At 37.2% G+C, this 23,935-nt stretch carries 21 protein-coding genes and 1 other annotated feature; of the genes, 19 read left to right on the plus strand and 2 right to left on the minus strand.

The features are described 5' to 3' along the window. Positions 1–79: 79 nt before the first annotated feature. From lon to V7112_RS04550, 5 genes are all read left to right on the plus strand, one after another. Complete coding sequence (gene lon, locus V7112_RS04530; protein ID WP_335416059.1) at positions 80–2,404, plus strand: endopeptidase La; 2,325 nt, start codon at positions 80–82, stop codon at positions 2,402–2,404. Beyond that, the gene (gene yihA, locus V7112_RS04535) at positions 2,401–2,997 is read left to right on the plus strand and encodes a ribosome biogenesis GTP-binding protein YihA/YsxC (protein ID WP_335416062.1); all 597 of its coding nucleotides are present in this window, start codon (positions 2,401–2,403) and stop codon (positions 2,995–2,997) included. The genes lon and yihA overlap by 4 nt, the downstream gene beginning before the upstream one ends. Before the next feature lie 184 nt (positions 2,998–3,181). Further along, complete coding sequence (locus V7112_RS04540; protein WP_335416065.1) at positions 3,182–3,967, plus strand: transporter substrate-binding domain-containing protein; 786 nt, start codon at positions 3,182–3,184, stop codon at positions 3,965–3,967. Positions 3,968–4,035: 68 nt separating this feature from the next. Further along, positions 4,036–4,698, plus strand: a complete 663-nt coding sequence (locus V7112_RS04545; RefSeq protein ID WP_335416068.1) for an amino acid ABC transporter permease — start codon at positions 4,036–4,038, stop codon at positions 4,696–4,698. A 15-nt stretch (positions 4,699–4,713) separates the two neighbouring features. Beyond that, a complete protein-coding gene (locus V7112_RS04550) occupies positions 4,714–5,451 on the plus strand; it encodes an amino acid ABC transporter ATP-binding protein (RefSeq protein ID WP_335416072.1) in 738 nt (245 codons plus the stop codon). A 100-nt stretch (positions 5,452–5,551) separates the two neighbouring features. On the opposite strand, the gene V7112_RS04555 is transcribed toward V7112_RS04550, so the two are convergent. Next, positions 5,552–6,037: a LiaF transmembrane domain-containing protein gene (locus V7112_RS04555; protein ID WP_335416075.1), complete on the minus strand. Its 486-nt coding sequence runs from the start codon at positions 6,035–6,037 to the stop codon at positions 5,552–5,554. 269 nt (positions 6,038–6,306) lie between these two features. Here V7112_RS04555 and hemA point away from each other — a divergent pair, with 269 nt between their 5' ends. The 8 genes from hemA (at position 6,307) to ysxE (ending at position 15,332) form a co-directional block, all read left to right on the plus strand. Continuing rightward, positions 6,307–7,659 (plus strand): glutamyl-tRNA reductase, encoded by a 1,353-nt coding sequence (gene hemA / locus V7112_RS04560; protein WP_335416078.1) that lies wholly within the window; start codon positions 6,307–6,309, stop codon positions 7,657–7,659. Between the two features lie 16 nt (positions 7,660–7,675). Further along, on the plus strand, positions 7,676–8,509 hold the full coding sequence (locus V7112_RS04565; protein WP_335416081.1) for a cytochrome C assembly family protein: 834 nt from the start codon (positions 7,676–7,678) through the stop codon (positions 8,507–8,509). Between the two features lie 15 nt (positions 8,510–8,524). Then, on the plus strand, positions 8,525–9,457 hold the full coding sequence (gene hemC / locus V7112_RS04570; protein ID WP_335416086.1) for a hydroxymethylbilane synthase: 933 nt from the start codon (positions 8,525–8,527) through the stop codon (positions 9,455–9,457). Continuing rightward, positions 9,457–10,257, plus strand: coding sequence for a uroporphyrinogen-III synthase (locus tag V7112_RS04575; protein WP_335416089.1), 801 nt, complete (start codon positions 9,457–9,459; stop codon positions 10,255–10,257). Before hemC ends, V7112_RS04575 begins: the two co-directional genes overlap by 1 nt. Before the next feature lie 3 nt (positions 10,258–10,260). Next, positions 10,261–11,241: a porphobilinogen synthase gene (hemB, locus tag V7112_RS04580; RefSeq protein ID WP_335416091.1), complete on the plus strand. Its 981-nt coding sequence runs from the start codon at positions 10,261–10,263 to the stop codon at positions 11,239–11,241. 72 nt (positions 11,242–11,313) lie between these two features. Continuing rightward, entirely contained in the window at positions 11,314–12,603 is a 1,290-nt protein-coding gene (gene hemL, locus V7112_RS04585) for a glutamate-1-semialdehyde 2,1-aminomutase (protein ID WP_335416093.1), read from the plus strand. A 252-nt stretch (positions 12,604–12,855) separates the two neighbouring features. Continuing rightward, positions 12,856–14,061 carry a stage VI sporulation protein D gene (gene spoVID, locus V7112_RS04590; protein ID WP_335416096.1) on the plus strand — a complete coding sequence of 402 codons (1,206 nt, stop codon included), beginning with the start codon at positions 12,856–12,858 and terminating at the stop codon, positions 14,059–14,061. 230 nt (positions 14,062–14,291) lie between these two features. After that, positions 14,292–15,332 (plus strand): spore coat protein YsxE, encoded by a 1,041-nt coding sequence (gene ysxE / locus V7112_RS04595; protein ID WP_335416100.1) that lies wholly within the window; start codon positions 14,292–14,294, stop codon positions 15,330–15,332. Positions 15,333–15,344: 12 nt separating this feature from the next. Here the strand turns inward: ysxE and V7112_RS04600 are convergent, their stop codons facing one another. Then, positions 15,345–15,539 (minus strand): hypothetical protein, encoded by a 195-nt coding sequence (locus V7112_RS04600; RefSeq protein ID WP_335416103.1) that lies wholly within the window; start codon positions 15,537–15,539, stop codon positions 15,345–15,347. Positions 15,540–15,757: 218 nt separating this feature from the next. After that, positions 15,758–15,985, plus strand: a binding site (T-box leader). 160 nt (positions 15,986–16,145) lie between these two features. Between V7112_RS04600 and V7112_RS04605 the strand changes: the two genes are divergently transcribed. The 6 genes from V7112_RS04605 (at position 16,146) to V7112_RS04630 (ending at position 23,930) form a co-directional block, all read left to right on the plus strand. Continuing rightward, positions 16,146–18,788, plus strand: coding sequence for a valine--tRNA ligase (locus tag V7112_RS04605; protein ID WP_335416105.1), 2,643 nt, complete (start codon positions 16,146–16,148; stop codon positions 18,786–18,788). Positions 18,789–18,855: 67 nt separating this feature from the next. Further along, positions 18,856–20,160, plus strand: coding sequence for a bifunctional folylpolyglutamate synthase/dihydrofolate synthase (locus V7112_RS04610; RefSeq protein ID WP_335416108.1), 1,305 nt, complete (start codon positions 18,856–18,858; stop codon positions 20,158–20,160). Positions 20,161–20,323: 163 nt separating this feature from the next. After that, positions 20,324–20,749, plus strand: coding sequence for a type IV pilus modification PilV family protein (locus V7112_RS04615; RefSeq protein WP_335416111.1), 426 nt, complete (start codon positions 20,324–20,326; stop codon positions 20,747–20,749). Positions 20,750–20,761: 12 nt separating this feature from the next. Beyond that, entirely contained in the window at positions 20,762–21,154 is a 393-nt protein-coding gene (locus V7112_RS04620; RefSeq protein ID WP_335416114.1) for a prepilin-type N-terminal cleavage/methylation domain-containing protein, read from the plus strand. Between the two features lie 10 nt (positions 21,155–21,164). Next, positions 21,165–22,616 (plus strand): pilus assembly PilX N-terminal domain-containing protein, encoded by a 1,452-nt coding sequence (locus V7112_RS04625; protein WP_335416117.1) that lies wholly within the window; start codon positions 21,165–21,167, stop codon positions 22,614–22,616. 300 nt (positions 22,617–22,916) lie between these two features. Continuing rightward, positions 22,917–23,930 carry a G5 domain-containing protein gene (locus V7112_RS04630; protein WP_335416119.1) on the plus strand — a complete coding sequence of 338 codons (1,014 nt, stop codon included), beginning with the start codon at positions 22,917–22,919 and terminating at the stop codon, positions 23,928–23,930. Positions 23,931–23,935 lie beyond the last annotated feature (5 nt).

A 23,935-nucleotide genomic window follows, 5' to 3' on the forward strand; every position in this document is an offset into this window, starting at 1 on the left:
ATCCACTTAAATAGACACTAGCTTTCAAATAAGATAAAATTTACATTTAAGAACTATATTCAATTTTGAGGTGTTGACAATGACAAGAAAAAAAGAAATCATTGTTCCTCTTTTACCACTTCGCGGATTGCTTGTCTATCCCACAATGGTTTTGCATTTAGATGTTGGCCGGGACAAATCGGTGCAAGCATTGGAAAAAGCTATGGTAGAAGACCATATCATTTTTTTAACTACCCAAAAAGATGTCGCAATTGACGATCCTACAAAGGATGATATTTATAACATAGGAACATTAACGCAAGTAAAACAAATGCTTAAGCTTCCAAACGGGACAATACGTGTTTTAGTGGAAGGACTAAAGAGAGCGGAAATCCAAGATATCTATGACAATGATAGCTATTATTCAGTGAAAGTTAAAACATTTGAAGAAGACGAGACCAAAGATGTTGAAGCAGAAGCACTCATGCGTATGATGCTTGAGTATTTCGAACAATACATAAAGCTTTCTAAGAAAATTTCTACTGAAACATACACTTCTGTCACAGATATTGAAGAACCAGGAAGAATGGCAGATATCATTGCCTCTCATATTCCTCTTAAACTTCAAGAAAAACAGGATATTCTTGAAACGATTGATGTTCGTGAGAGAATGAATAAAGTGATTACCATCATAAATAATGAAAAAGAAGTTTTAAGTCTCGAAAAGAAAATTGGGCAACGTGTCAAGCGTTCGATGGAAAGAACCCAAAAAGAATACTATCTTCGTGAACAAATGAAGGCCATTCAGAAGGAATTAGGAGATAAAGAGGGTAAAACAGGTGAGGTATCTACGCTTAAAGAAAAAATTGAAGCAGCAGGTATGCCTGACCATGTAAAGGAAGTTGCCTTAAAGGAACTAGACCGCTATGAAAAGATTCCACAAACATCTGCAGAAAGTGCAGTAATTCGTAATTATATTGAGTGGCTTTTAGTGTTGCCATGGACAAAAGCAACGGAAGATCGTCTAGATATTCATCGTGCAGAAGAAATACTTGAGAAAGACCATTATGGACTTGATAAGGTCAAAGAAAGAGTCCTTGAATACTTAGCAGTGCAACAGTTAACAAATTCCTTGAAGGGACCTATTTTGTGCTTGGCTGGACCTCCAGGAGTCGGAAAAACATCTTTAGCTAAATCAGTGGCAAAATCTCTTGGACGAAATTTCGTACGAATTTCGCTCGGAGGTGTTCGTGATGAATCTGAAATTAGGGGACATCGTCGGACATATGTCGGAGCAATGCCTGGTCGAATTATTCAAGGAATGAAAAAGGCAGGTACAATCAATCCAGTCTTTTTATTAGATGAAATTGATAAAATGTCGAGTGATTTTAGAGGAGATCCATCAGCAGCGATGTTAGAGGTATTGGACCCAGAACAAAATTTCAATTTCAGTGATCATTTTATTGAAGAACCTTATGATTTATCCAAGGTTATGTTTATTGCAACTGCTAATAATTTGGCTACAATCCCTGGACCGCTTCGTGACCGCATGGAAATTATCACAATCGCTGGGTATACAGAGCTTGAAAAAGTTCATATTGCCAAAGATCATTTATTGCCAAAACAGCTTAAAGAGCATGGGTTAACAAAAGGAAAATTGCAAATACGTGAAGATGCCCTGTTAAACATTATTCGCTATTATACAAGGGAGGCAGGGGTTCGCGGACTTGAACGTCAAATTGCGAAAGTCTGTCGTAAAGTAGCTAAAATTATTGTGTCCGGTGAAAAGAAACGTGTGATCATCACAGATAAGACTGTTGTAGAATTTTTGGGCAAGCAGGTATTTCGCTATGGTCAAGCAGAAATTGAGGATCAAGTTGGTGTAGCTACTGGCCTTGCTTATACAGTATTTGGTGGAGATACACTTTCAATTGAAGTTTCCTTAGCACCAGGTAAAGGAAAGCTTGTCCTTACTGGTAAGCTAGGTGATGTTATGAAGGAATCCGCTCAAGCAGCATTTAGCTATATTCGATCTAAAGCTGAAGAATTAAAAATTGATCCTGATTTTAATGAGAAGAATGATATCCATATTCACGTGCCAGAAGGTGCTGTTCCTAAAGACGGTCCTTCAGCGGGGATTACGATTGCAACTGCTCTAATATCCGCTTTAACTGGAAGAGCTGTTCGTAAGGAAGTAGGAATGACAGGTGAGATTACGTTAAGAGGTCGCGTTCTTCCAATTGGTGGTTTGAAGGAGAAATCACTAAGTGCCCATCGCGCTGGGTTAACAAAAATCCTATTTCCAAAGGAAAACGAAAAGGATCTTGAAGATATCCCTGAAAGTGTAAAGGAAGATGTGGAATTTGTTCCGGTTTCACATCTAGATGAAGTCCTAAAACATGCGTTAATCGAGGAGAAAAAATGAAAGTAACAAGTGCAGATATAGTTATAAGTGCAGTTAGACCGGAACAATATCCTGAAGGGGATTTACCTGAATTTGCAATGGCAGGTCGTTCGAATGTTGGAAAATCATCGTTTATTAATAAAATGCTTAATCGTAAAGCATTGGCTCGTACATCATCAAAGCCTGGTAAAACGCAAACCTTAAACTTTTTCTTGATTAATGAATTATTGTATTTTGTGGATGTTCCAGGCTATGGGTATGCTAAGGTATCTAAAAAAGAAAGAGAAGCATGGGGGAAAATGATTGAAACGTATTTAACAACGCGTGAACCACTTAAAGCGGTTGTTCTCATTGTTGATTTACGTCACCCACCAACAAATGACGATGTCTTAATGTATGATTTTGCGAAGCATTATGAGATACCTGTTGTTGTGATTGCGACAAAAGCAGATAAAATTCCAAAAGGAAAATGGGATAAACATTTGAAGGTAGTTCGCGAAACGCTGGAGCTTGAGCCAGGTGATCATCTCATCAAATTTTCATCAGAAACGGGTCTAGGAAAAGATGAAGCTTGGACCGTCTTACAATCTTATATGAACAAAGGAAACAGCTAAAGCGTTCGCTTTAGTTGTTTTTTTTTTTTGAACAAAAACAGGGCTCAGCGAAACTTGTAGAAACAAAGGGATTCAAGGGTGATTTTACCGATTTGGTTATATGCAAGGGTTTGGACTAATAAAGATATAAGGAATGCTAGGTATTCTCTACTAGGAGAATTTTAGTTAAAAAAGGGGGAGAACGATGGTGAAAAAGAAATTGACATCTTTTTTAATTTTACTTTTGGTTGTCGGCATTTTGAGTGCGTGTGGGGGTGAAAAGTCATCTTCAAATGGGATGAATTTAGTTGAAGACGGAAAGTTTACGTTTGCTTCATCCGGTGAATACAATCCATTTAGCGTTACAGATGGAAGCGGGGTTATGACTGGCTTTGATATTGATGTGGCAGAAGCAATTGCTAAGGAGTTGGGCTTGGAACCTGATCAAAAACGATTTAAATTTAACAGTATTGTAGAGGGTGTGAAGACTGGCAGATTTGATGCTGCAGTTGCAAGTCACACAATAACAGATGAGCGTGCTGAGCATGTTAACTTCTCAACACCTTATTATTATTCAGGACCACAAATATTTGTAAGACCGGATACCGATGTTCAAAGCTTGGAAGATCTTAAAGATTTGGAAATTGCCGTTTCAAAGGGTTCTACATATGCAAAAACGGCAGAAGAGGTAACCAAGAAAGTTGTTCAATATGACAGTGATGTCACTGCATTAGAAGCATTAGCGATTGGAAAACATGATGCGGTTATTACAGACTTCTTAACGGGAAAAGAAGCGATTGGGAACGGGGTAGAAATTGAAGGTAAAGATATTCTTGGTTTGAGTGAGCAAGCAATTGCAGTTGCGAAGGATAATGATGAATTATTGAAAAAAATCAATGAAGCTCTAGAAAAGCTTAGAGAAGATGGAACACTGAAGAAAATAAGCGAAAAATACTTCAAAGAAGATATAACGACAAATCCAGAAGAGTAAATAACAACATCGAAACGAATGTGTTTTTCCTACGCATTCGTTTCTTTTTCTAAAGGAGTTGAGTGAAATTGCCTGAGCTTAGTCATATTATCAAGCAGTTGATTGAATCCTATCCTGTGTTTCTAAAAGGGATGCTTATAACATTACAAGTAACGATTGTTGCTGTTATAATCGCGGTTTTTATCGGATTGCTTTTTTCATTCTTTAAAATTTCAGGGAAACGCATCTTAATTAAAATAGCAGATTTATATATATATTTAGTCAGAGGGACCCCATTAGTTGTTCAAATTTTTGTCTTTTATTTTGGTTTATCAGCCTTAGACATATCGATGTTTTGGTCCGTAACGTTAGGGCTGGCCTTCCATAATGGGGCCTATATCGCGGAAATTTTTCGGGGAGCTATTCAGTCTATTGATAGCGGTCAAATGGAGGCCGGACAGTCTTTGGGAATGAGTAAGATTTTAACAATGCGAAGAATCATCCTTCCCCAAGCATTTCGAAGAGCATTACCACCGCTTGGAAATCAATTTATTATCGCATTAAAAGATTCCTCATTAGCCGCATTTATCGGGTTAAACGAGCTCTTCAATGTTTCTACAACATTAGGCTCTAATAACTTTGACTATATGACATATTTGCTAATAGTAGCAATCTATTATTTAATTCTTGTGCTTCTATTTACTATACTCGTTGGAATGCTTGAGAAAAAATTGGCTGCTAGTGACAAATAGGGAAGGTGAAATGGAATGGAGAAGAAAGATGTAATAAGGGTTGTAAATTTAAATAAATCGTTCGGTGACTTACATGTGTTAAAAGATATAAACATGATTGTAAAAGAAAGTGAAGTAGTTTGTTTGATAGGAGCAAGTGGTTCTGGTAAAAGTACATTATTACGCTGTTTAAACTTTTTAGAAATGAAAGAGCGCGGAGAAATCATCATTAAAGATGAAAAAATAGAGCCTCATAGCCATAATTTAAATGAAATTCGGCAAAGAGTTGGGATGGTATTTCAGCATTTTAATCTCTTTCCACATATGACAGTTCTTGATAATGTCATTGAAGCCCCTACACATGTAAAAAAGATCCAAAAACAAGAAGCTGCCCAACAGGCAAAGGAGCTTCTTGGTAAAGTTGGATTAGCTGATAAAATAAACGTGTATCCGTCTAAATTATCAGGTGGACAAAAACAACGTGTTGCCATTGCTAGAGCATTGGCAATGAAACCGGAAATCATGTTATTTGATGAACCAACATCAGCCCTTGATCCAGAATTAGTTGGAGAGGTGCTTAATACAATGAAGCAATTAGCAAAAGAAGGAATGACAATGGTTGTTGTTACCCATGAAATGGGGTTTGCAAGAGAGGTTGCAGACCGAGTCATATACATGCATGATGGAAAAATAGTAGAGGAAGGACATCCAAAGGACATTTTTGAAAATCCAAAAGAACAACGAACGAAGGATTTTTTAAACTCAATACTTTAAGGAAAGCAGGTATCCCAAAGTAACTGACTTTGGGATAATTTTTTGTAAATAAATACCCACAAAATTTGCTTTTCGTGGGTATTTGCGGTTTTGGTATAATTTACTTTTTCTTAATGAATAATAAATAAAAGCCGATTCCAACAAGCAGAAGTGGCCAATAGTCCAAAATGAATGAAAAACCGCCTTCTAAAAAGCCTAACCAGCTCATAAATAGACCATAATTTAGAAATAAAAGCGAAGCAATTAACAGAACGACACTATGGACTAGTCCATTTTTCGTCTTAAAATATGTTATTAGCATTCCTAAGCCAACAATGAACAATAAAGTTCCTGGCTGTTTAGGCCAAAATCCTAATTTGTTGATTCCATGAAAATGGAACCCAAAGCCAACTAGAATGATACCTGGTAAGATACTACCTGGATTGTTCTGGGCATAGGCTTGCACAAGAAAAGCAATCCCGACAATGATGACGAGTGTTTGCCACGAATAGAAGTTAGCAAATACTGGAATACCCAATTGTTGAAGCAAAAGATAGATACCCATCCCAACAAGGATAATACCAGAAAAGAGATTGTTCTTTTTCATATAGTCCCCCGTGCTATTTACTTGATTTGACAATGTTTTTTTGTTAATGTAACGATTGAAGTCTAGACAACTAATTCCTAATAGAAAAAGAAAAAATTAGGAGCAAATATAGCTTTATTTTTATTATAAATTCTATTTTTATCTTAGCATAGGTTGTCAAAAACTGTTCACACATTTTTCGACAATCGTTCACATCATACATGGTATAATAGTAATAGTTTTGTGGGCGAAATTATCCATTTCATTATAAAAAGGTTGGGGTGAAAATTATGCATACAATTATGGTCGGACTTAATTATAAAACAGCCCCTGTTGAAATACGTGAAAAATTAACCTTTGATTCGGATAGCATTGTACAAGCAATGAAGGAATTAAAAGGGAAAAAAAGTATTCTAGAAAATATTATTGTTTCAACATGTAACAGGACAGAAATATATGCTGTTGTCGACCAACTGCATACAGGACGCTACTATATTAAAGATTTCCTTTCAAAGTGGTTTGGAATTGAAAAAGATGAATTCTCTTCGTACTTGAATATCTTTGAAGATGAAGGAGCCGTAGATCATTTATTTCAAGTTACATGTGGCTTGAATTCGATGGTTGTCGGTGAAACACAAATCCTTGGACAAGTACGTTCAAGTTTTTTATCTGCACAAGAAGAAGGTACATCAGGTACAGTTTTTAATCAACTATTTAAACAATCCATTACATTAGCAAAACGTGCGCATTCTGAAACAGAAATTGGTTCAAATGCTGTTTCAGTTAGCTATGCAGCCGTTGAACTTGCGAAGAAGATTTTCGGTGATCTTTCGAATAAAAAGGTCCTTATTTTAGGTGCTGGAAAAATGGGCGAATTAGCTGCACAAAACTTACACGGTTCAGGTGTGGGAAAAGTAACAGTAATGAATCGTACCTATGAAAAAGCACAAATCCTTGCCGACAAGTTCCAAGGAGAAGCAAAAGCGATTGAGGAGCTTCAATGTGCCTTAGTTGATGCAGACATCATGATTAGTTCTACTGGTGCGAAAGGCTATGTCGTCACGAAAGAAATGATGCAGGATGTTGAACGGATGAGAAAGGGTCGTCCTTTATTTATGGTTGATATTGCTGTACCAAGGGACCTAGATCCAGAACTCGCCGATTTAGAAAGCGTCTTTTTATATGATATCGATGATTTAGAAGGAATCGTTGAAGCTAATCTACAGGAACGTAAAGTGGCAGCCGAAGAAATTAAACTCATGATTGAAAATGAAATCGTTGAATTCAAGAATTGGTTGAACACTCTAGGCGTGGTTCCAGTTATTTCAGCGCTTCGCAATAAAGCATTAGCCATTCAGGCTGAAACAATGGAGAGTATTGAGCGCAAAATGCCTAATCTATCCGAGCGTGAGCGAAAAGTATTGAACAAACATACGAAAAGTATTATTAATCAGCTATTGCGAGACCCTATTTTACAAGCAAAGGAACTTGCCGCACAGCCAAATGCATCTGATTCTTTAGGATTATTTATGAAGATTTTTGATATTGAGGAAGCCGTTGTTTCTGAGTATGGGATGCAAAAGGAAAAGAGTAACTTGAACAGGGTAGCAGCAAATAGTCAGCAGCCTTCTCTACAGTCATAATGAGAGGAAAATCGATATGGTAGAGATGAATGTAACGAGATTACATGAGTTTACTGTAATTCTCTATGCCTTAAGTGTTCTACTTTATTTTATAGACTTTCTTCATAATAACCGGAAGGTAAATAAGTTTGCCTTCTGGTTACTTGCATTTGTATGGGTAATTCAATCGATTTTTCTACTCACACGACTGCTTGATACAGGTAGATTGCCGGTTTTATCCATGGTTGAAGGTCTTTATTTTTATGCATGGGTTTTGATTACGCTCTCTTTAACTCTAAACAAGTTTTTGAGAGTGGATTTCATTGTTTTTTTTACGAATTTATTAGGTTTTTTCATTATGTCTTTACATACATTTGCTCCAGGTCAGCATGGTTCAAGTGCGGTGGAAAGTCAGCTTATTTCAGAGTTACTCATGATTCATATCTCGATGGCGATTCTTTCTTATGGGGCATTTACAATTTCATTCGTTTTTTCGATCCTGTATTTGATTCAATACAATTTGTTAAAACAGAAAAAATGGGGAAAACGACTGCTTCGTCTTGATGATTTATCGAAGCTTGATCATATGTCATATGTATTGAATCTTATTGGGGTGCCCATGCTTTTATTAGCACTCATTTTAGGAGTACTATGGGCCTATATAAAGGTCGAGAATTTTTATTTCTACGACGCAAAGGTGCTAGGATCCTTTTTTGTTTTAGTCATCTATGCTTGGTACCTTTATAAAAGGGTTGTCCAAAAGCTCCAGGGGAAAACAATTGCCTATTGGAATATAGGCGCATTTTTGCTTTTACTTGTTAATTTCTTTTTATTCGGTAGCTTATCGAATTTTCATTTTTGGCATACATAGACAGGAGGAACAAATATGAGAAAAATTATTGTTGGTTCTCGAAGAAGTAAATTGGCAATTACACAAACAAACTGGGTCATCCAGCAGCTAAAAAATCTAGGTGTTCCCTATGAGTTTGAGGTAAAGGAAATCGTTACAAAAGGTGATAAAATCCTTGACGTTACTTTATCTAAGGTTGGTGGAAAAGGTCTTTTCGTAAAGGAAATCGAACAAGCCTTATTTGATAAGGAAATTGATATGGCGGTCCACAGTATGAAGGATATGCCAGCTGTGTTACCAGAAGGACTTGTCATTGGGTGTGTTCCGAAGCGTGAGGACCACCGTGATGTAATCATCTCAAAAGGAGAGGTATCCTTTGAAAAGCTTCCAAGTGGGGCTATTGTCGGAACAAGCAGCTTACGTAGAAGTGCACAGCTCCTTGCAAAAAGAGATGATATCGAAATTAAATGGATTCGTGGAAATATCGATACAAGACTCGCAAAGCTTGAAAATGAAGACTATGATGCAATCGTATTGGCTGCAGCGGGCTTAAAGCGATTAGGATGGTCAGACGATGTTGTATCGGAATTTGTTGATCCAGAGGTGTGTTTACCTGCAGTTGGTCAAGGTGCTCTTGCCATTGAATGCCGTGAAGACGATGCAGAAATATTGCTTGCATTATCAAAATTAAATGATGAATATACTCAGAATACGGTTGCTGCAGAGCGTGCTTTTCTTCATAAAATGGAGGGTGGCTGCCAAATTCCAATTGCAGCTTATGCAACAATGTCAAATGAGAAGGAAATTGCGTTAACTGCATTGGTTGGATCCCCTGATGGTAAAACCATATACAAAGAACAAGCTTTTGGAAAAAATCCGATTGAAGTGGGACATCAAGCTGCGAGAAAATTAACAGACCTTGGTGCAAAGGAATTAATTGACCAAGTAAAAGAGGAGCTTAACCAGTAATGGAAGGCGAACAACCTCTTTACGGGAGAACAATCTTAAATACAAGAGGTAAACAGCAGGCCGCTGAATTTTCTAAGAAAATCTTGGCGGCCGGTGGAACACCGATTGAAATTCCATTGCTTACGTTCCAAAAAACCGAAGATTCAACAATTATTGAAGAAACAATAAAGAATTTATCCACATATGAGTGGCTGATTTTTACGAGTAAAAATGGCGTTGATTCTTTTTTCGATTTTTATGGTCAAGTAGTTAATAAAGTAGGTAAGAAAATTCAAATGCCTAAAATAGCTGTTGTTGGTACAAAAACAGAGAAGGCCCTGTTGTCGAAGGGGTATAAACCTGAGTTGGTTCCGGATGAATTTATCGCGGAAGGGTTGTTTGAAAGTTTAAGACCATATGTGCAGCAAGGTGTACGTTTTTTACTAGCTCGAGGGAATTTATCGCGTTCTTATTTAGTCGATGAACTAACAAAGAGCGGCGCTGTGGCTACTGATTTAATTGTTTATGAAACTGTTGGAGATACTCGTGAAAAAGCACGTTTAATCAAGCTTTTAAAAGAAAAACAAATTGATATTATTACTTTCACAAGTCCGTCTACTGTGAAGCAATTTTATAAAATGGTGGAACAAACTGAGTGGGAAGACTGGACAAAACAAGTAATTTTCGCTTGTATTGGACCAGAAACTAAGAAAGCGGCAGAACAATTACATATTCCAATTCATATATGTCCAAAAAATTACACAACAGACCATCTACTCACTGAAATTATCGATTTTTTACAAGCACAAGGAGGAGAATAAGAGATGGAGAAATTACAATTTGCTAGACATCGAAGATTACGCCAATCTGCAAATATGAGAGCCTTAGTACGTGAAACACATCTACATATTGATGATTTAATTTACCCATTATTCATTGTGGAAGGCCAAAACAAAAAAATAGAAGTTTCCTCGATGCCAGGTGTTTATAATATTTCATTAGATCTACTTGAACAAGAGTTGGATGAGATTGTAGCGTTAGGAATTAAATCAGTTCTTCTATTTGGTGTACCCGCTGAGAAGGACGAGCTCGGTACGGGGGCTTATCATAATCACGGGATTGTTCAAGAAGCGACTCGATTAACAAAGGAAAAGCATCCAGAATTAGTTGTCATTGCTGATACTTGTCTTTGTGAATACACATCTCACGGTCATTGTGGAGTAATTGAGAATGGACAAGTCCTTAATGACCCGTCTCTTGAATTATTAGCGAAAACAGCTATTAGTCAGGCAGAAGCAGGTGCTGATATTATTGCTCCATCTAATATGATGGATGGATTTGTGACAGCAATTCGTCACGGCCTAGATGAAGCGGGCTTTGAGCATGTGCCAATAATGTCTTATGCGGTTAAATATTCATCTGCATTTTACGGACCATTCCGCGATGCAGCCCAAAGTGCTCCTTCCTTCGGTGACCGCAAAACTTATCAAATGGATTATGCAAATCGCTTAGAAGCATTACGAGAAGCTGAATCTGATATTGAAGAAGGTGCAGATTTCATAATCGTAAAACCGGCATTGTCCTACCTAGATATCATTCGTGATGTGAAAAATAATTTTAATGCGCCAGTAGTTGCTTATAATGTTAGTGGCGAGTATTCCATGGTTAAAGCCGCTGCCCAAAACGGTTGGATCAATGAAAAAGAAATCGTGATGGAAATGATAACAGGAATGAAACGTGCAGGAGCGGATCTAATCATTACGTATCATTCAAAAGATGTTGCACGTTGGTTAAAGGAAAATTAATTTAGTGCCTGCCCTTCACAATGCATTATCGTGTTGGAGGACAGGCTCCATTATAAGAAAGGGGTTACGAAGATGAGAAGTTATGAAAAATCAAAAGCGGCATTTGCGAAAAGCTTACACCTAATGCCCGGTGGAGTAAATAGCCCAGTTCGTGCTTTTAAATCCGTAAATATGGATCCAATCTTCATGGAGCGTGGAAAAGGGTCTAAAATATATGATATCGATGGAAATGAATACATAGATTACGTACTTTCTTGGGGCCCACTTATTCACGGGCATGCAGATGATCAAGTGGTTGAAGCCTTAAAAAAAGCATCAGAATTAGGAACGAGCTTTGGGGCTCCGACATTATCTGAAAATAAGCTTGCTCAACTGGTAATTGAAAGAGTTCCTTCAATTGAAATCGTTCGTATGGTGAACTCTGGAACAGAAGCAACAATGAGTGCGTTACGTTTAGCTAGAGGTTATACTGGCCGTAATAAAATCTTGAAATTTGAAGGATGTTATCATGGACATGGGGATTCATTATTGATAAAAGCGGGTTCAGGTGTGGCTACACTTGGCTTACCTGATAGCCCAGGAGTACCTGAAGGCATTGCTAAAAACACAATTACGGTACCTTATAATGATTTAGAGGCAGTAAAATATGCCTTTGAACAGTTCGGTGAGGATATTGCTGGTGTGATTGTAGAACCAGTTGCAGGCAATATGGGTGTTGTTCCTCCACAACCAGGATTCCTTGAGGGGCTTCGTGAAGTTACTACTCAATATGGAACATTGTTAATTTTTGATGAGGTTATGACAGGGTTCCGTGTTGATTATAATTGTGCACAAGGCTATTTTGGTGTCACACCTGACATCACTTGTCTTGGTAAAGTAATCGGTGGTGGTCTACCTGTAGGTGCATATGGTGGACGTGCAGACATCATGGAACAAATTGCACCAGCTGGACCAATCTATCAAGCAGGAACACTATCAGGTAACCCATTAGCGATGACTGCAGGCTATGAGACATTATCACAGCTAAAACCAGAAGATTACACAGAATTTCAAAAGAAAGCTGATCGTCTAGAAGAAGGATTTACAAAGGCAGCTGAAAAATATGAAATCCCACATTGCATTAATCGTGCTGGATCAATGATTGGCTTCTTCTTTACAAATGAAAAAGTAATTAACTATGATGTTGCAAAAACATCAAATTTAGAGTGTTTTGCAACGTACTATCGGGAAATGGCAAATGAAGGAGTTTTCCTTCCGCCGTCTCAATTTGAAGGACTTTTCTTATCAACATCCCATTCTGATGAAGATATCGAAAAAACCATTCAAGCTGCTGAAAAAGCATTTTCAAAACTAAAAGGTTAGAAAAACAGGTAAAAGGCTACTAATTGTAGCCTTTTTTTGACGGAAACGAACAAATGAGTAACGCAAGCGGTAGAATCGTGCCCGTTCCTCGAAGAAAACTCCCAAAAGGGTAACGATTCTTTGGCAGACTCAGGTAATCCACTGGGTCTGCCTTTTTATTTTAAGAAATTATCATAAATGCCTAGGATTTATCATAAAAATTGTAATGTCATAGTAAATCTGTGTAGAAGGGGACTGAAAGGAGGAATAGCTGTGTCATCTGAAAACTTACGATTTTCAGTAGAGGAATCAGTCTGGTTTCAAAAGGGACAGGAAGTCCGAGAGCTCATCTCAATATCACTTGACCCGGATATTGTGATTCAAGAGCATGATCAATATGTATCCATTCGCGGTGCATTACAGCTAACAGGTGAATATCGAATAGATGATAACGATGAAGAAGAGGGAGAACGTGACTTTGCCTCGGTTCGACTTGTGAATGAGGTTATCACACGTGAAGATGGAGTTAGTGAATTAAATCATCGTTTCCCCGTCGATATTACCATTCCACAAGATCGCGTTCAAAGCTTAGACGATGTGTATGTTTTGATTGAAACATTTGACTATGAAATTCCAAAACGTGGCTGTTTACAAATCGTTGCTGATTTAGCAATCAGTGGTATTAAAGGCGTTACCCAATCATCAAAGGAGGAAGCTACCCCTGAGGTGAGCAAACAAGAAGAACAAACCACATTTATTGATGAACAACAGCCAGAAGAAGAGCTGGAGCTTGTCAGAAGTAGTTCATTCGAAGAGGAAGAAGTTCAAGCAATTGCTGAAGAAAAACGCGATGGCCAAGAAGCGCTTCAAGTAGCTGCGGAAGAAAAAAGTGAAGTACAAGAAGAGGTAGTGCTGCAAAATACAGAGGAAGTAGTGCTACATAATGAGGTTGAGGAACAGGAAGTTATAGCGGTTAGCGGGCAGCAGGATGATGAAGAAGCTGATGCAGAACTTTTTGTTCCTTTTGAAGTGGAAGCACGGAAAGAGGTCTACCAGGAACAAGAGGAAATAGAGGTTGCCGAAGCGATTGAGGAGGAAGAGGTTCATGCTGTTATCACACCTTCAATTGAAGTAAAAGCAAGGCATGATAATCAATTAACCTTTGGATCTGATAAAGAAAATAAAAAAAGTTCTACTGCAGTACGTGAAAAAGAAGTGGTTCAAGAGCAAAGAGAAGAAACAGAGAAGTCAGAAATACGAAATGAGAATGATTTATTATTAACCAAAATATTTGGCAGAGATGAAGTTGATGACCATTCGACGATGAAAATCTGTATCGTTCAACATGGAGATTCATTAGAAAAGATTTCACAGCGTTATGAGATAAGCGTGCAACAATTAGTACGTGTTAATTCACTAAATACCGATTCCGTCTCTGAAGGACAGCTATTATATATTCCTGTCCAAGCGAATACGTAAAGAAATCGATAGGGTGGGGAGGAAAACCTCGCCCTGTTTTCTTTATCCCGCATTAACTAGCAGTAAGACCCCCACTCCAATTTCTTGGGCAAGCCGAAGATGTATAAGTGGGGGATCAACTGCCAGTAAAAGCCCGATTGGTTCAACTAACATTCAGTGAGGGATAAAGAACCCTCACTGAATGAAGTTTCACTTTATAAAAATTGTCAGGAAAGTGAGTGATTGGCCCAATGAACAAAAACGATGTTAGTAGTATCGGGCCCATCTTAAAGAAGTATAATCTACAGCCCTCATCATTTGAACAGCTCGGTAAAGTTACAAAAATCGTTACAAATAAAGGTATCTATGCTCTAAAATCCATTTCACAAAAAATCAATCCGTCCTTCCCCACCTTCCTTCAACAATTATTTCAACAGGGTTACACAAGAGCAGTACCTATTTACCCAACAGTCGAAGGGAAATACCTTGTTTATCATAATCAAAGGTTTTATTACCTGATGCCGTGGTTGAACAGCAGCGACCCTGAGCATCGTGGAGATCATTACCATGCCTTTTTTAAAGAAGTCGCTAGGATTCATCTAACAACGGCAAGAAAACAACAAATTAACGATGACAGTGAGGTCACAGGACACTATGAAACAATCATTAAAAATTGGGAGGAACGAAACCAGTTTTTTGAAAGATTTGTTGAAGAAGCAGAGTCAAAATGGTATATGTCCCCATTTGAACTCCAGTTCTGTACGTATTTTTATGAAATTAGCCTAGCCTCATCATTTGCAAGAACACAGCTCGATAAATGGCATGAATTATTGGTAGAGAGTAAGTCTTTTCGTACCGCATTAACACTTAATAATTTATCAGAAACACATTTTTTGTATGATGAAAGTGGAAAAGGATATCTTTCGAATTTTGAGAAGGCAGGCTATGCAAATCCAACAAATGATTTAGTGAGTCTCTATTATCGACTATTAAAAACCTATCCGACCCTCTGTACGGATTGTCTAGAGTGGTTTGAATCCTATCGAAGCCGTTTTCCATTACGAGAAGAGGAATTTTATCTCTTTTTAAGTTATTTGACATTTCCAGAACCGATTTATCGGTGTGTGCGAAATTATACCAATCATAAAGAAAAGAAATCTGAACGGGAGCATGTCCAAGTTTTACAAAGGGCTTATTGGCTAACGAAAAATATTGAATTTGTTTCCGTAAAACTTTTAGAGGCAGAACAAAAAAGAAAAGAGCAAGAAGAGGAAGAATCCCATACGGAGTGAGTATGGGATCTTTTATATCATCTCTAAATGAAATGCAACGGCAAGTAAAATTAAAATGGCTAAAAAAAGCACATCAAATGTTGTTGGCAAAAAAATGGTTCGAACAGCTTGAACAATGGTAATGGGGATTATAAATTGGTGACAAACATCACGACATTGTCGCAGCCAGCGGGGATAGGAGTATTTTCGAAAACTTCTTCTTCTCATGCTGATCTCTCCCTTCATGGAATCCTATAACTAAAATATGCTTGGAAAAGCAGAATAGTTCCTTTCAAATCTATATAAAAAATTTGTAACAAAATACATGAAAGAGAATAAAGTATAAAAAACTTGGCTACCCTTATTGACATACCTATTGAATTTCCTGAACAATAGTAGTAAAATTCTTTAAAGAACTTTAAAAAAGTTTTAAACATCTATAATTGATACATACGATGAGAGGGAAGAGTACATCGGATACACCTTCAGAGAGAGAAATCAATTGCTGTGAGATTTCTTAGGAATGTTACGATGGAAGGTCGCCCTTAAGTAGCTTTTATGAAAATTGAGTAGTAAAAGCCGGTGAAAAGCCGTTATCTTTTCTTGAGAGCATAGATATCTTTTTTATCTATGAAAAAAGGTGGTACCGCGAATACACTCCATTCGTCCTTTTATTAGGACGAGTGGAGTTTTTTGTTTATTCAGCTGAAGCTGAATAAATAAGCCTCCGGCGGATGCCTCAGATTTTCAAAGGAAAGTTTTCGAGCGGGCTCGAAAAAATCTGGGTGGCAAATACGCCGAGGCGCATTTGATTGAATTTAAGGAGGTAAACTCATGGAAGGAAATGAAAAGACGTTATCAACAAAGTATGACCCGCAATCCATTGAAGCGGGCCGCTATCAATATTGGTTAGATGGTAAATTTTTTGAAGCAAAAGACGATGCAGAGAAAAAACCATATACAATTGTCATTCCACCGCCGAACGTAACAGGAAAGCTCCACTTAGGGCATGCGTGGGATACAACCTTACAGGATATTCTTACTCGCATAAAAAGAATGCAAGGCTATGATGTTCTATGGCTACCAGGAATGGACCATGCCGGTATCGCGACCCAAGCTAAAGTTGAGGCGAAGCTCCGCGAGGAAGGGAAATCTCGCTATGACTTAGGGCGTGAAAAATTCGTAGAGGAAACATGGAAGTGGAAGGAAGAGTATGCTAGCCACATTCGTGAACAATGGTCTAAGCTAGGACTTGGCTTAGATTACTCAAGAGAAAGATTCACACTTGATGAAGGACTTTCAAAAGCGGTTCGTGAAGTGTTCGTTACCCTATATAAAAAAGATCTTATTTATCGTGGTGAATACATTATTAACTGGGACCCAGCAACAAAAACGGCCCTTTCTGACATCGAAGTAATCTATAAAGATGTTCAAGGTGCATTTTACCATATGCGTTATCCATTAGCGGACGGTTCAGGACATATTGAGATTGCAACAACTCGACCAGAAACAATGCTTGGGGATACTGCTATTGCCGTTCACCCAGAGGATGAGCGCTTCAAACACCTAATCGGTAAAACAGTCGTTCTCCCAATAGTAGGAAGAGAAATTCCGATTGTTGGTGATGATTATGTGGATATGGAATTTGGATCAGGTGCTGTTAAAATCACACCAGCACATGACCCTAATGACTTTGAGGTAGGAAATCGCCACAATCTTCAACGCGTACTAGTTATGAATGAAGATGGAACGATGAATGCGAATGCTGGTAAATATCAAGGGATGGACCGCTTTGAATGCAGAAAGCAAATTGTAAAGGATCTTCAAGAAGAAGGTGTACTTTTCAAAATTGAAGACCACCTTCATTCAGTAGGTCATAGTGAACGAAGTGGAGCAGTTGTTGAACCATACCTATCCACACAATGGTTTGTAAAAATGCAGCCATTAGCCGATGAAGCGATTAAGCTTCAAACTCAGGAAGAAAAAGTACATTTCGTTCCAGAACGATTTGAAAAAACATATCTTCATTGGATGGAAAACATTCGTGACTGGTGTATTTCTCGTCAATTATGGTGGGGCCACAGAATCCCAGCTTGGTACCATAAAGAAACAGGTGAGGTTTATGTTGATCATGAACCACCAGCGGATATCGAAAACTGGGAGCAAGACAAAGATGTATTAGATACATGGTTTAGTTCGGCATTATGGCCATTTTCAACAATGGGCTGGCCAGATAAGGAAGCAGCAGATTTTAAACGCTACTATCCAACAGATGCTCTTGTAACAGGCTACGATATCATTTTCTTCTGGGTTTCCAGAATGATTTTCCAAGGGCTAGAATTTACAGGAAAACGTCCATTTAAAGATGTTCTTATCCACGGTCTAGTTCGTGATGCAGAAGGCCGTAAAATGAGTAAGTCACTTGGAAATGGTGTTGACCCAATGGATGTCATCGCTAAATATGGTGCCGATTCATTACGATACTTCTTATCAACTGGTAGTTCGCCTGGTCAAGACTTACGTTTTAGTATGGAAAAGGTCGAAGCAACCTGGAACTTTGCGAATAAGATCTGGAATGCATCACGTTTTGCATTAATGAATATGGGTGACCTAAAGTTTGAAAACATTGAATTTAACGGTGAAAAATCTGTTGCAGATAAGTGGATTTTAACTCGCCTAAACGAAACGATCGAGTCTGTAACAAAGCTTGCTGATAAATATGAATTCGGTGAAGTAGGCAGAGTATTATATAACTTCATTTGGGACGACTTCTGTGATTGGTATATTGAAATGGCGAAGCTTCCTCTATACGGTGAAGATGAGCAAGCAAAGAATACAACAAGATCAATTCTTGCTTATGTACTAGACAACACAATGAGACTGCTTCATCCATTCATGCCGTTTATTACCGAGGAAATATGGCAGAACTTGCCACATAATGGCGAATCCATTACTGTTGCAAAATGGCCAGAGGTAAATCCGGAAATTTCAGATGCCCAAGCAGCCGGGGAAATGCGATTATTAGTTGATATTATTCGCTCTGTTCGTAATATCCGTGCAGAAGTGAATACACCAATGAGCAAGCAAATCAAACTTCACATTAAGGCTAAAGATGAAACAGTATTATCCCAATTAGAAAAGAATCGTTCTTACTTAGAGAGATTCTGTAATCCAAGCGAGCTTGTGATTGCAACAGAAATTACTTCACCTGATAAGGCAATGACTTCTGTTGTAACTGGTGCAGAATTATTCCTACCACTTGAGGGACTCATCAACATTGATGAAGAAATTAAGCGACTAGAAAAAGAACTAGATAAGCTTGATAAAGAGGTTGAACGCGTTCAAAAGAAACTTGGTAATGAAGGTTTCGTAAAGAAAGCACCTCAAAAAGTAATCGATGAAGAACGAGCAAAAGAAAATGATTACCTTGAAAAACGCGAAACCGTTCGTGAACGAATCGCAGAATTAAGAGGCTAAATGAATAAAAGGCGAATCTATTATAGATTCGTCTTTCCTTCATTATAAAATCTGTGGAGGAACCAATATGATACATACATACGAAGATGCATTGTCATGGATTCACGGGAGATTAAGACTTGGAATGAAACCAGGGCTTGCAAGAATGGAATGGATGATGGAAAGACTAAATCATCCTGAAGAAAAAATGAGGGCAATTCACGTAGCAGGAACAAACGGGAAAGGATCCACTGTTAGCTACATACGAAACATTTTACAAGAAGCAGGTTATAAAATTGGAACCTTCACTTCTCCTTATATTGAGACCTTTAATGAACGAATCAGTGTGAACGGAAAACCAATTTCAAATGATGAAATTGTCCACCTTTTACAGGTAATAAAACCATTAGCAGAAGAGCTGGAAGAAACAGAGCTTGGTGGTCCTACCGAATTTGAAGTAATCACTGCAATGGCCCTTTATTATTTCGGGGAAATGTCCGATATTGACTTTGTGATTATGGAGGTTGGATTAGGAGGAAGACTTGATTCGACCAATGTCATAAATCCACTTGTGTCTATCATCACGAGTATTGGTTTTGATCACATGAATATTCTTGGAGACACCATTGGTGAAATTGCGGGAGAAAAGGCTGGAATTATCAAACACAAAGTACCTATTATTACAGCGGTTGAGCAGCAGGAAGCAATAGAAGTGATAAGCAACAAGGCGAAAGAACAAAATAGTCCATTTTATCAATTGGGTCAAGATTTCTTTATCCTTGATCATCAATCAAAAGATGGAGAAGTTTTTACTATAAAAGCTCAAAATAAAGCCTTTCAAAATCTACAGATCTCAATGAAAGGTGCTCATCAGGTGAGAAACGCAAGCTTAGCTATAATGGCGGTTCACATATTACAAAACAATGGTGCTATACAACTAAAAGATAATGAGCTTGCGACAGGTTTGAAGAAAACAAAATGGATTGCCAGGTTTGAAGAGATTTCAAAGGAGCCACTTGTCATTCTAGACGGTGCCCATAATCCAGAAGGAATTAACAGCCTTATCAAGACGTTAGAGGTTCACTTGAAGGGGAAAGATATCCATATTATTTTTAGTGCATTAAGCGACAAAAAATTAGACACGATGATAGGCAAACTTGAAAAGGTTGCCAAAACATTAACATTTACAAGCTTTGATTACCCAAGAGCTGCAAGTACAGAGGAACTTTATGAAAATTCATCTGCTGGTGAATTTATAAACACTGTGAATAATTGGCAGAAAGCAGTGAAAGATGGTTTTGAAAATGTATCATCAGAAGAAAATGCAGCTTTAGTTATAACGGGGTCACTATATTTTATCTCAGAGGTTAGGGGTTTTCTACTATCTAAATAACTGAATAGTGCCAAGGTCATTGTGAAATAGATAAGAAAAGACTTTCTTATCTATTTTTTCGTGAAACGACATAATATGACGTGGATTTATGTTTTTTTCTTTTAATTATTATTCATTCACCATATAATGGTGCTAAAGAACTAATCGAGAAGGGAGAATGGAGATGAAGATAAGGAATCAAAGCGGTAACAGCTTAATTGAAGTTCTTGCCTCCATTGTCATTCTGTCTCTTATCATTGTTTCAATCGTCCCAATGTTCATCCAATCGTCTAAAGCCAACAATATTTCTAAAAATATGACGGAATCCACTTATCTTGCTGAGACCGAGATGGAAGAAATTATTTATTTAAATTCGAATTCCTCTTCTCCGTCTTTAATTGAACTATCTAATGAAATTCGCAATAAAGGCTACATCAGTGATTCTTCATGTACAAACTGTTATGGAAAGACGAAGGATGGCCATTATATCCTTGTACAAGTTAAAGATATTTCAACTGATCTCGGAAAAGTTGTTTTAAAAATATATAAAGATACAAGCAAAGAACTACTCGAATCTCAAATGGAGATGATTGTATCTTGGAAAAAATAGCGGGTGATCAGCATGAAAAAATGTGAGAAGGGTGTAACATTAATAGAGCTTCTAGCTGCCATTTCACTACTTTCAATTATTTTGCTGCTTGCGAGTTCTGTTCACCTATTTGGACAAAAACAGATGAATTCTCAAACGATTGAAGTGCAAACCCAATCCCAAGAAAGACTCGCTGCAAATCTAATTACAAAAGAAATAAGAAAAGCAAAGACGGTAGAGGTCAATAATCCCAATGAGTTAACCATAAATGGAACTGATGTATACAAACTTGATGGAACAATAATCGAAAAAAATAATAAAGAGCTTATTACTAATATAGATGCGTTTAATGTTTCAAAGAATGGAAATCAAGTGATTTTAAAAATCGGAGAACTGCCTGAAACCACTATTTATATCCGAGAATAGGCGTGATATTGTGAAAAAACAAACTTCATTTATCCAAAATGAAAAAGGTATTGCTTTAGTCATGGTTTTATTAATTCTTACGGTCATGACAATCTTAGGCCTAGCCCTAATAGGACTCACACTTAACAATATGAAAATGAGTTCGGGCGAAAGAAGCTACCAGTCTACCTATTATATTGCTGAATCTGGCGTAACATATACGATGGATAGGGTGAATAAAAACATTGTGAATCTCTATAACGATTCTACCGACAAAGGAACTTTTTTTTCGAAAATTGATGAGATGGTTACGCTCATCAATAATGAACCAGCCTATCGTAATTTTGAAGAAGCTTTCGGACATACACCAGAGGCAAAAATTTCAATAACAAAGATTGGTAATAACGATTCGAATGCTAGTTATCGAGATTATCAAATCACTTCGATTGGAACAATCGATAATCGTTCGCGGACAGTGGAGAAACAAATTCGCATCTCTTGGATAAACAAAACGAATATTGAAATTCCTCATACAGCAGTGTTTGTGAAAGAAAAAATTGAAATAGGTGGAAACGCCACAATTGTTGGTGATATTGGAACGAATTCCACAGACCCAAAATTAATCGATATCAATAAGCCTGAAATGGTTTCTGGAAAAGTATATGTGGGGCCAGAATCTAGTTTTCATTTTGTAAATAATATACCAGTAGAGAAATTAACGAGAAAATATAGATTCGACATCCCCCAATTTCCAATGTTCCCAGACTATCCATTTCCTACTAATTCGGATATATTTAATGATGGTTCACTATATTTAACAAAAGATTATACTTTGAACTTACAGCAGGATTTGCAATTTAAAGTGATTAATATTGGTAAGGATAATACGTTAAATATCGATGTTGGTAACAGTAATCGAAATATTGTTGTTGACGACTTAAATGTCAATGGTGGTAAACTAAATATTATTGGAACAGGTAAGTTAACTGTATACGTAAAAAATGACATTAACTTGGGCGCAAATGATAGGATCAATTCAACAGATAAAGACGGCAACGTAATAACAAATAAACAAGCAATAAAGGAAAAAGTTAAAAAGCTAGATATTTTTTATAAGGGTCAAAAAGATCTAAGATTTACGAATGGTCAAAGAATTTATGGTTCACTAATTGTACAGGACATTGAAATAGAAATGCTTGGTCAATCTGGCTTCGAAGGATTTATTATTTCCGCCGGTGACAGGATCACTATAAATGGTGATAATAAAAATGAATTGCAACAATTCATTTATGCACCTAATGCTCATGTAGATATAGGTAACATAAAAATCGAAGGTACCATTATATCAAAGTCTTTTTCCTCAAACGGAGGAGATCTAACATTGTCCAATTATAATGTTGATGAGCTACCTCTTATAATAGGTGGGGTAGAAACAATTTCACCAAAAGATATTCTATCTGCGGAACCCACTCGTGAAAAATAATTTTATATGGATATTAAAGGGGCGAATCGCTCCTATTTTTTTGTCCCCAAACTAATATAAGTAAAAAAAAGTGACAAACTGTAACGAAATAATTGTTTTTATTACAAATAGCGCGTAAACTCTCTTTAGTATTTTCCTATTTTCATATAAAATGATAAGGAAAGAATAGGTATATTTTACTATTTGATTTTGAGTGTTTATAAAGTGTTTTATCAAATCATGTGTTTTAATCTGGGGACACTACAAACTAATAACTTTCTAATTAAAAAAGTCACATAAAGGGTTGAAAGGGGGATAACCATGCAAAGGTTACATTCAATTAAAATTTTCAACTTGCTCTTACTTTGTGTTTTACTCCTATCACTTTTTTCGACTGTTGGAACAAAAATGTACCATGCATTCGTTACTGATAATTCCTCCAAAGATGGAAATATAATTGGACCTGTCGATGTGTCAGACCCTGATGTAGAGGATGTAAAGGTAGACTTTAGCAATATCGTATCTCAATCAACAATTCGTAATCTCAATGATGAAAGTGAAATAATAAGATGGACAAAGGAGTTTGGTAGTGTAAATTTACCTGCAAACAAGCCATTTTCTTTGCTCTCATTTTTAACAGAAAGCGGTACATCCACTAAATATTCTAATGAAGCATTAAGTGTAATTGCTACTGGTATTTATTCAACTGTTTTATCTACCAATTTTGAAATTATCGAAAGACATACGAGTGATGAGTTGCCTTCATATGCAGCTTTCGGTTATGAAGCTAGAGTTGAAAACAAAAATAAGGATTTAATGATTTATAATGTAAATCCTCACGAATATAAACTAATGTTTTCATTCAAGAATCATGAGTTTAATGTACAGCTAATGGGACCTGAGATGAAACAATCGATTGTTGTGGCTATTGAAGATGAAAAGTCTTTTGACCCTAAAATTATCAGGCAGTTTGATAGTACTTTATCTAGGGGCGAAATGGTTGTCAAACAGGAAGGAATATCGGGTCAAGTAGGTAAAATCTATCGCATCATTAAAGAGGTTGGTGTGGTAGATGCGAAAGTAAAGGTAGCGGAAGATTATTATCCACCTATCCACACAATCGAAGCCCATAGTATAGTTCCTGAGGTCCCTCAAAACCCGAACGATTTAGAAGCAGAAGGAAATATAGAGAATCCAGATGGTGCTTCGGGAACGAATAAAGGATCATATGAAGAAAAGAATCAGGAATCTGGAAATGAAACTGACGAAGAAAACGGAGAGGAAAATATTGATTTATGGGAAGATCCTGATCCATTGCATTTACAAAAATCTTAGGAGGG

The organism is Bacillus sp. JJ1566 (genome assembly GCF_036962685.1).
Taxonomy (GTDB): domain Bacteria; phylum Bacillota; class Bacilli; order Bacillales; family Bacillaceae_L; genus Ferdinandcohnia.

Excerpts from the sequence above, each read along its gene's own strand:
- lon (WP_335416059.1), top strand. The coding sequence starts at position 80 with ATGACAAGAAAAAAAGAAATCATTGTTCCTCTTTTACCACTTCGCGGA.
- yihA (WP_335416062.1), top strand. The coding sequence starts at position 2,401 with ATGAAAGTAACAAGTGCAGATATAGTTATAAGTGCAGTTAGACCGGAA.
- V7112_RS04540 (WP_335416065.1), top strand. The coding sequence starts at position 3,182 with ATGGTGAAAAAGAAATTGACATCTTTTTTAATTTTACTTTTGGTTGTC.
- V7112_RS04550 (WP_335416072.1), top strand. The coding sequence starts at position 4,714 with ATGGAGAAGAAAGATGTAATAAGGGTTGTAAATTTAAATAAATCGTTC.
- V7112_RS04555 (WP_335416075.1), bottom strand. The coding sequence starts at position 6,037 with ATGAAAAAGAACAATCTCTTTTCTGGTATTATCCTTGTTGGGATGGGT.
- hemA (WP_335416078.1), top strand. The coding sequence starts at position 6,307 with ATGCATACAATTATGGTCGGACTTAATTATAAAACAGCCCCTGTTGAA.
- V7112_RS04565 (WP_335416081.1), top strand. The coding sequence starts at position 7,676 with ATGGTAGAGATGAATGTAACGAGATTACATGAGTTTACTGTAATTCTC.
- hemC (WP_335416086.1), top strand. The coding sequence starts at position 8,525 with ATGAGAAAAATTATTGTTGGTTCTCGAAGAAGTAAATTGGCAATTACA.
- V7112_RS04575 (WP_335416089.1), top strand. The coding sequence starts at position 9,457 with ATGGAAGGCGAACAACCTCTTTACGGGAGAACAATCTTAAATACAAGA.
- hemB (WP_335416091.1), top strand. The coding sequence starts at position 10,261 with ATGGAGAAATTACAATTTGCTAGACATCGAAGATTACGCCAATCTGCA.
- hemL (WP_335416093.1), top strand. The coding sequence starts at position 11,314 with ATGAGAAGTTATGAAAAATCAAAAGCGGCATTTGCGAAAAGCTTACAC.
- ysxE (WP_335416100.1), top strand. The coding sequence starts at position 14,292 with ATGAACAAAAACGATGTTAGTAGTATCGGGCCCATCTTAAAGAAGTAT.
- V7112_RS04600 (WP_335416103.1), bottom strand. The coding sequence starts at position 15,539 with ATGAGAAGAAGAAGTTTTCGAAAATACTCCTATCCCCGCTGGCTGCGA.
- V7112_RS04605 (WP_335416105.1), top strand. The coding sequence starts at position 16,146 with ATGGAAGGAAATGAAAAGACGTTATCAACAAAGTATGACCCGCAATCC.
- V7112_RS04610 (WP_335416108.1), top strand. The coding sequence starts at position 18,856 with ATGATACATACATACGAAGATGCATTGTCATGGATTCACGGGAGATTA.
- V7112_RS04615 (WP_335416111.1), top strand. The coding sequence starts at position 20,324 with ATGAAGATAAGGAATCAAAGCGGTAACAGCTTAATTGAAGTTCTTGCC.
- V7112_RS04620 (WP_335416114.1), top strand. The coding sequence starts at position 20,762 with ATGAAAAAATGTGAGAAGGGTGTAACATTAATAGAGCTTCTAGCTGCC.
- V7112_RS04630 (WP_335416119.1), top strand. The coding sequence starts at position 22,917 with ATGCAAAGGTTACATTCAATTAAAATTTTCAACTTGCTCTTACTTTGT.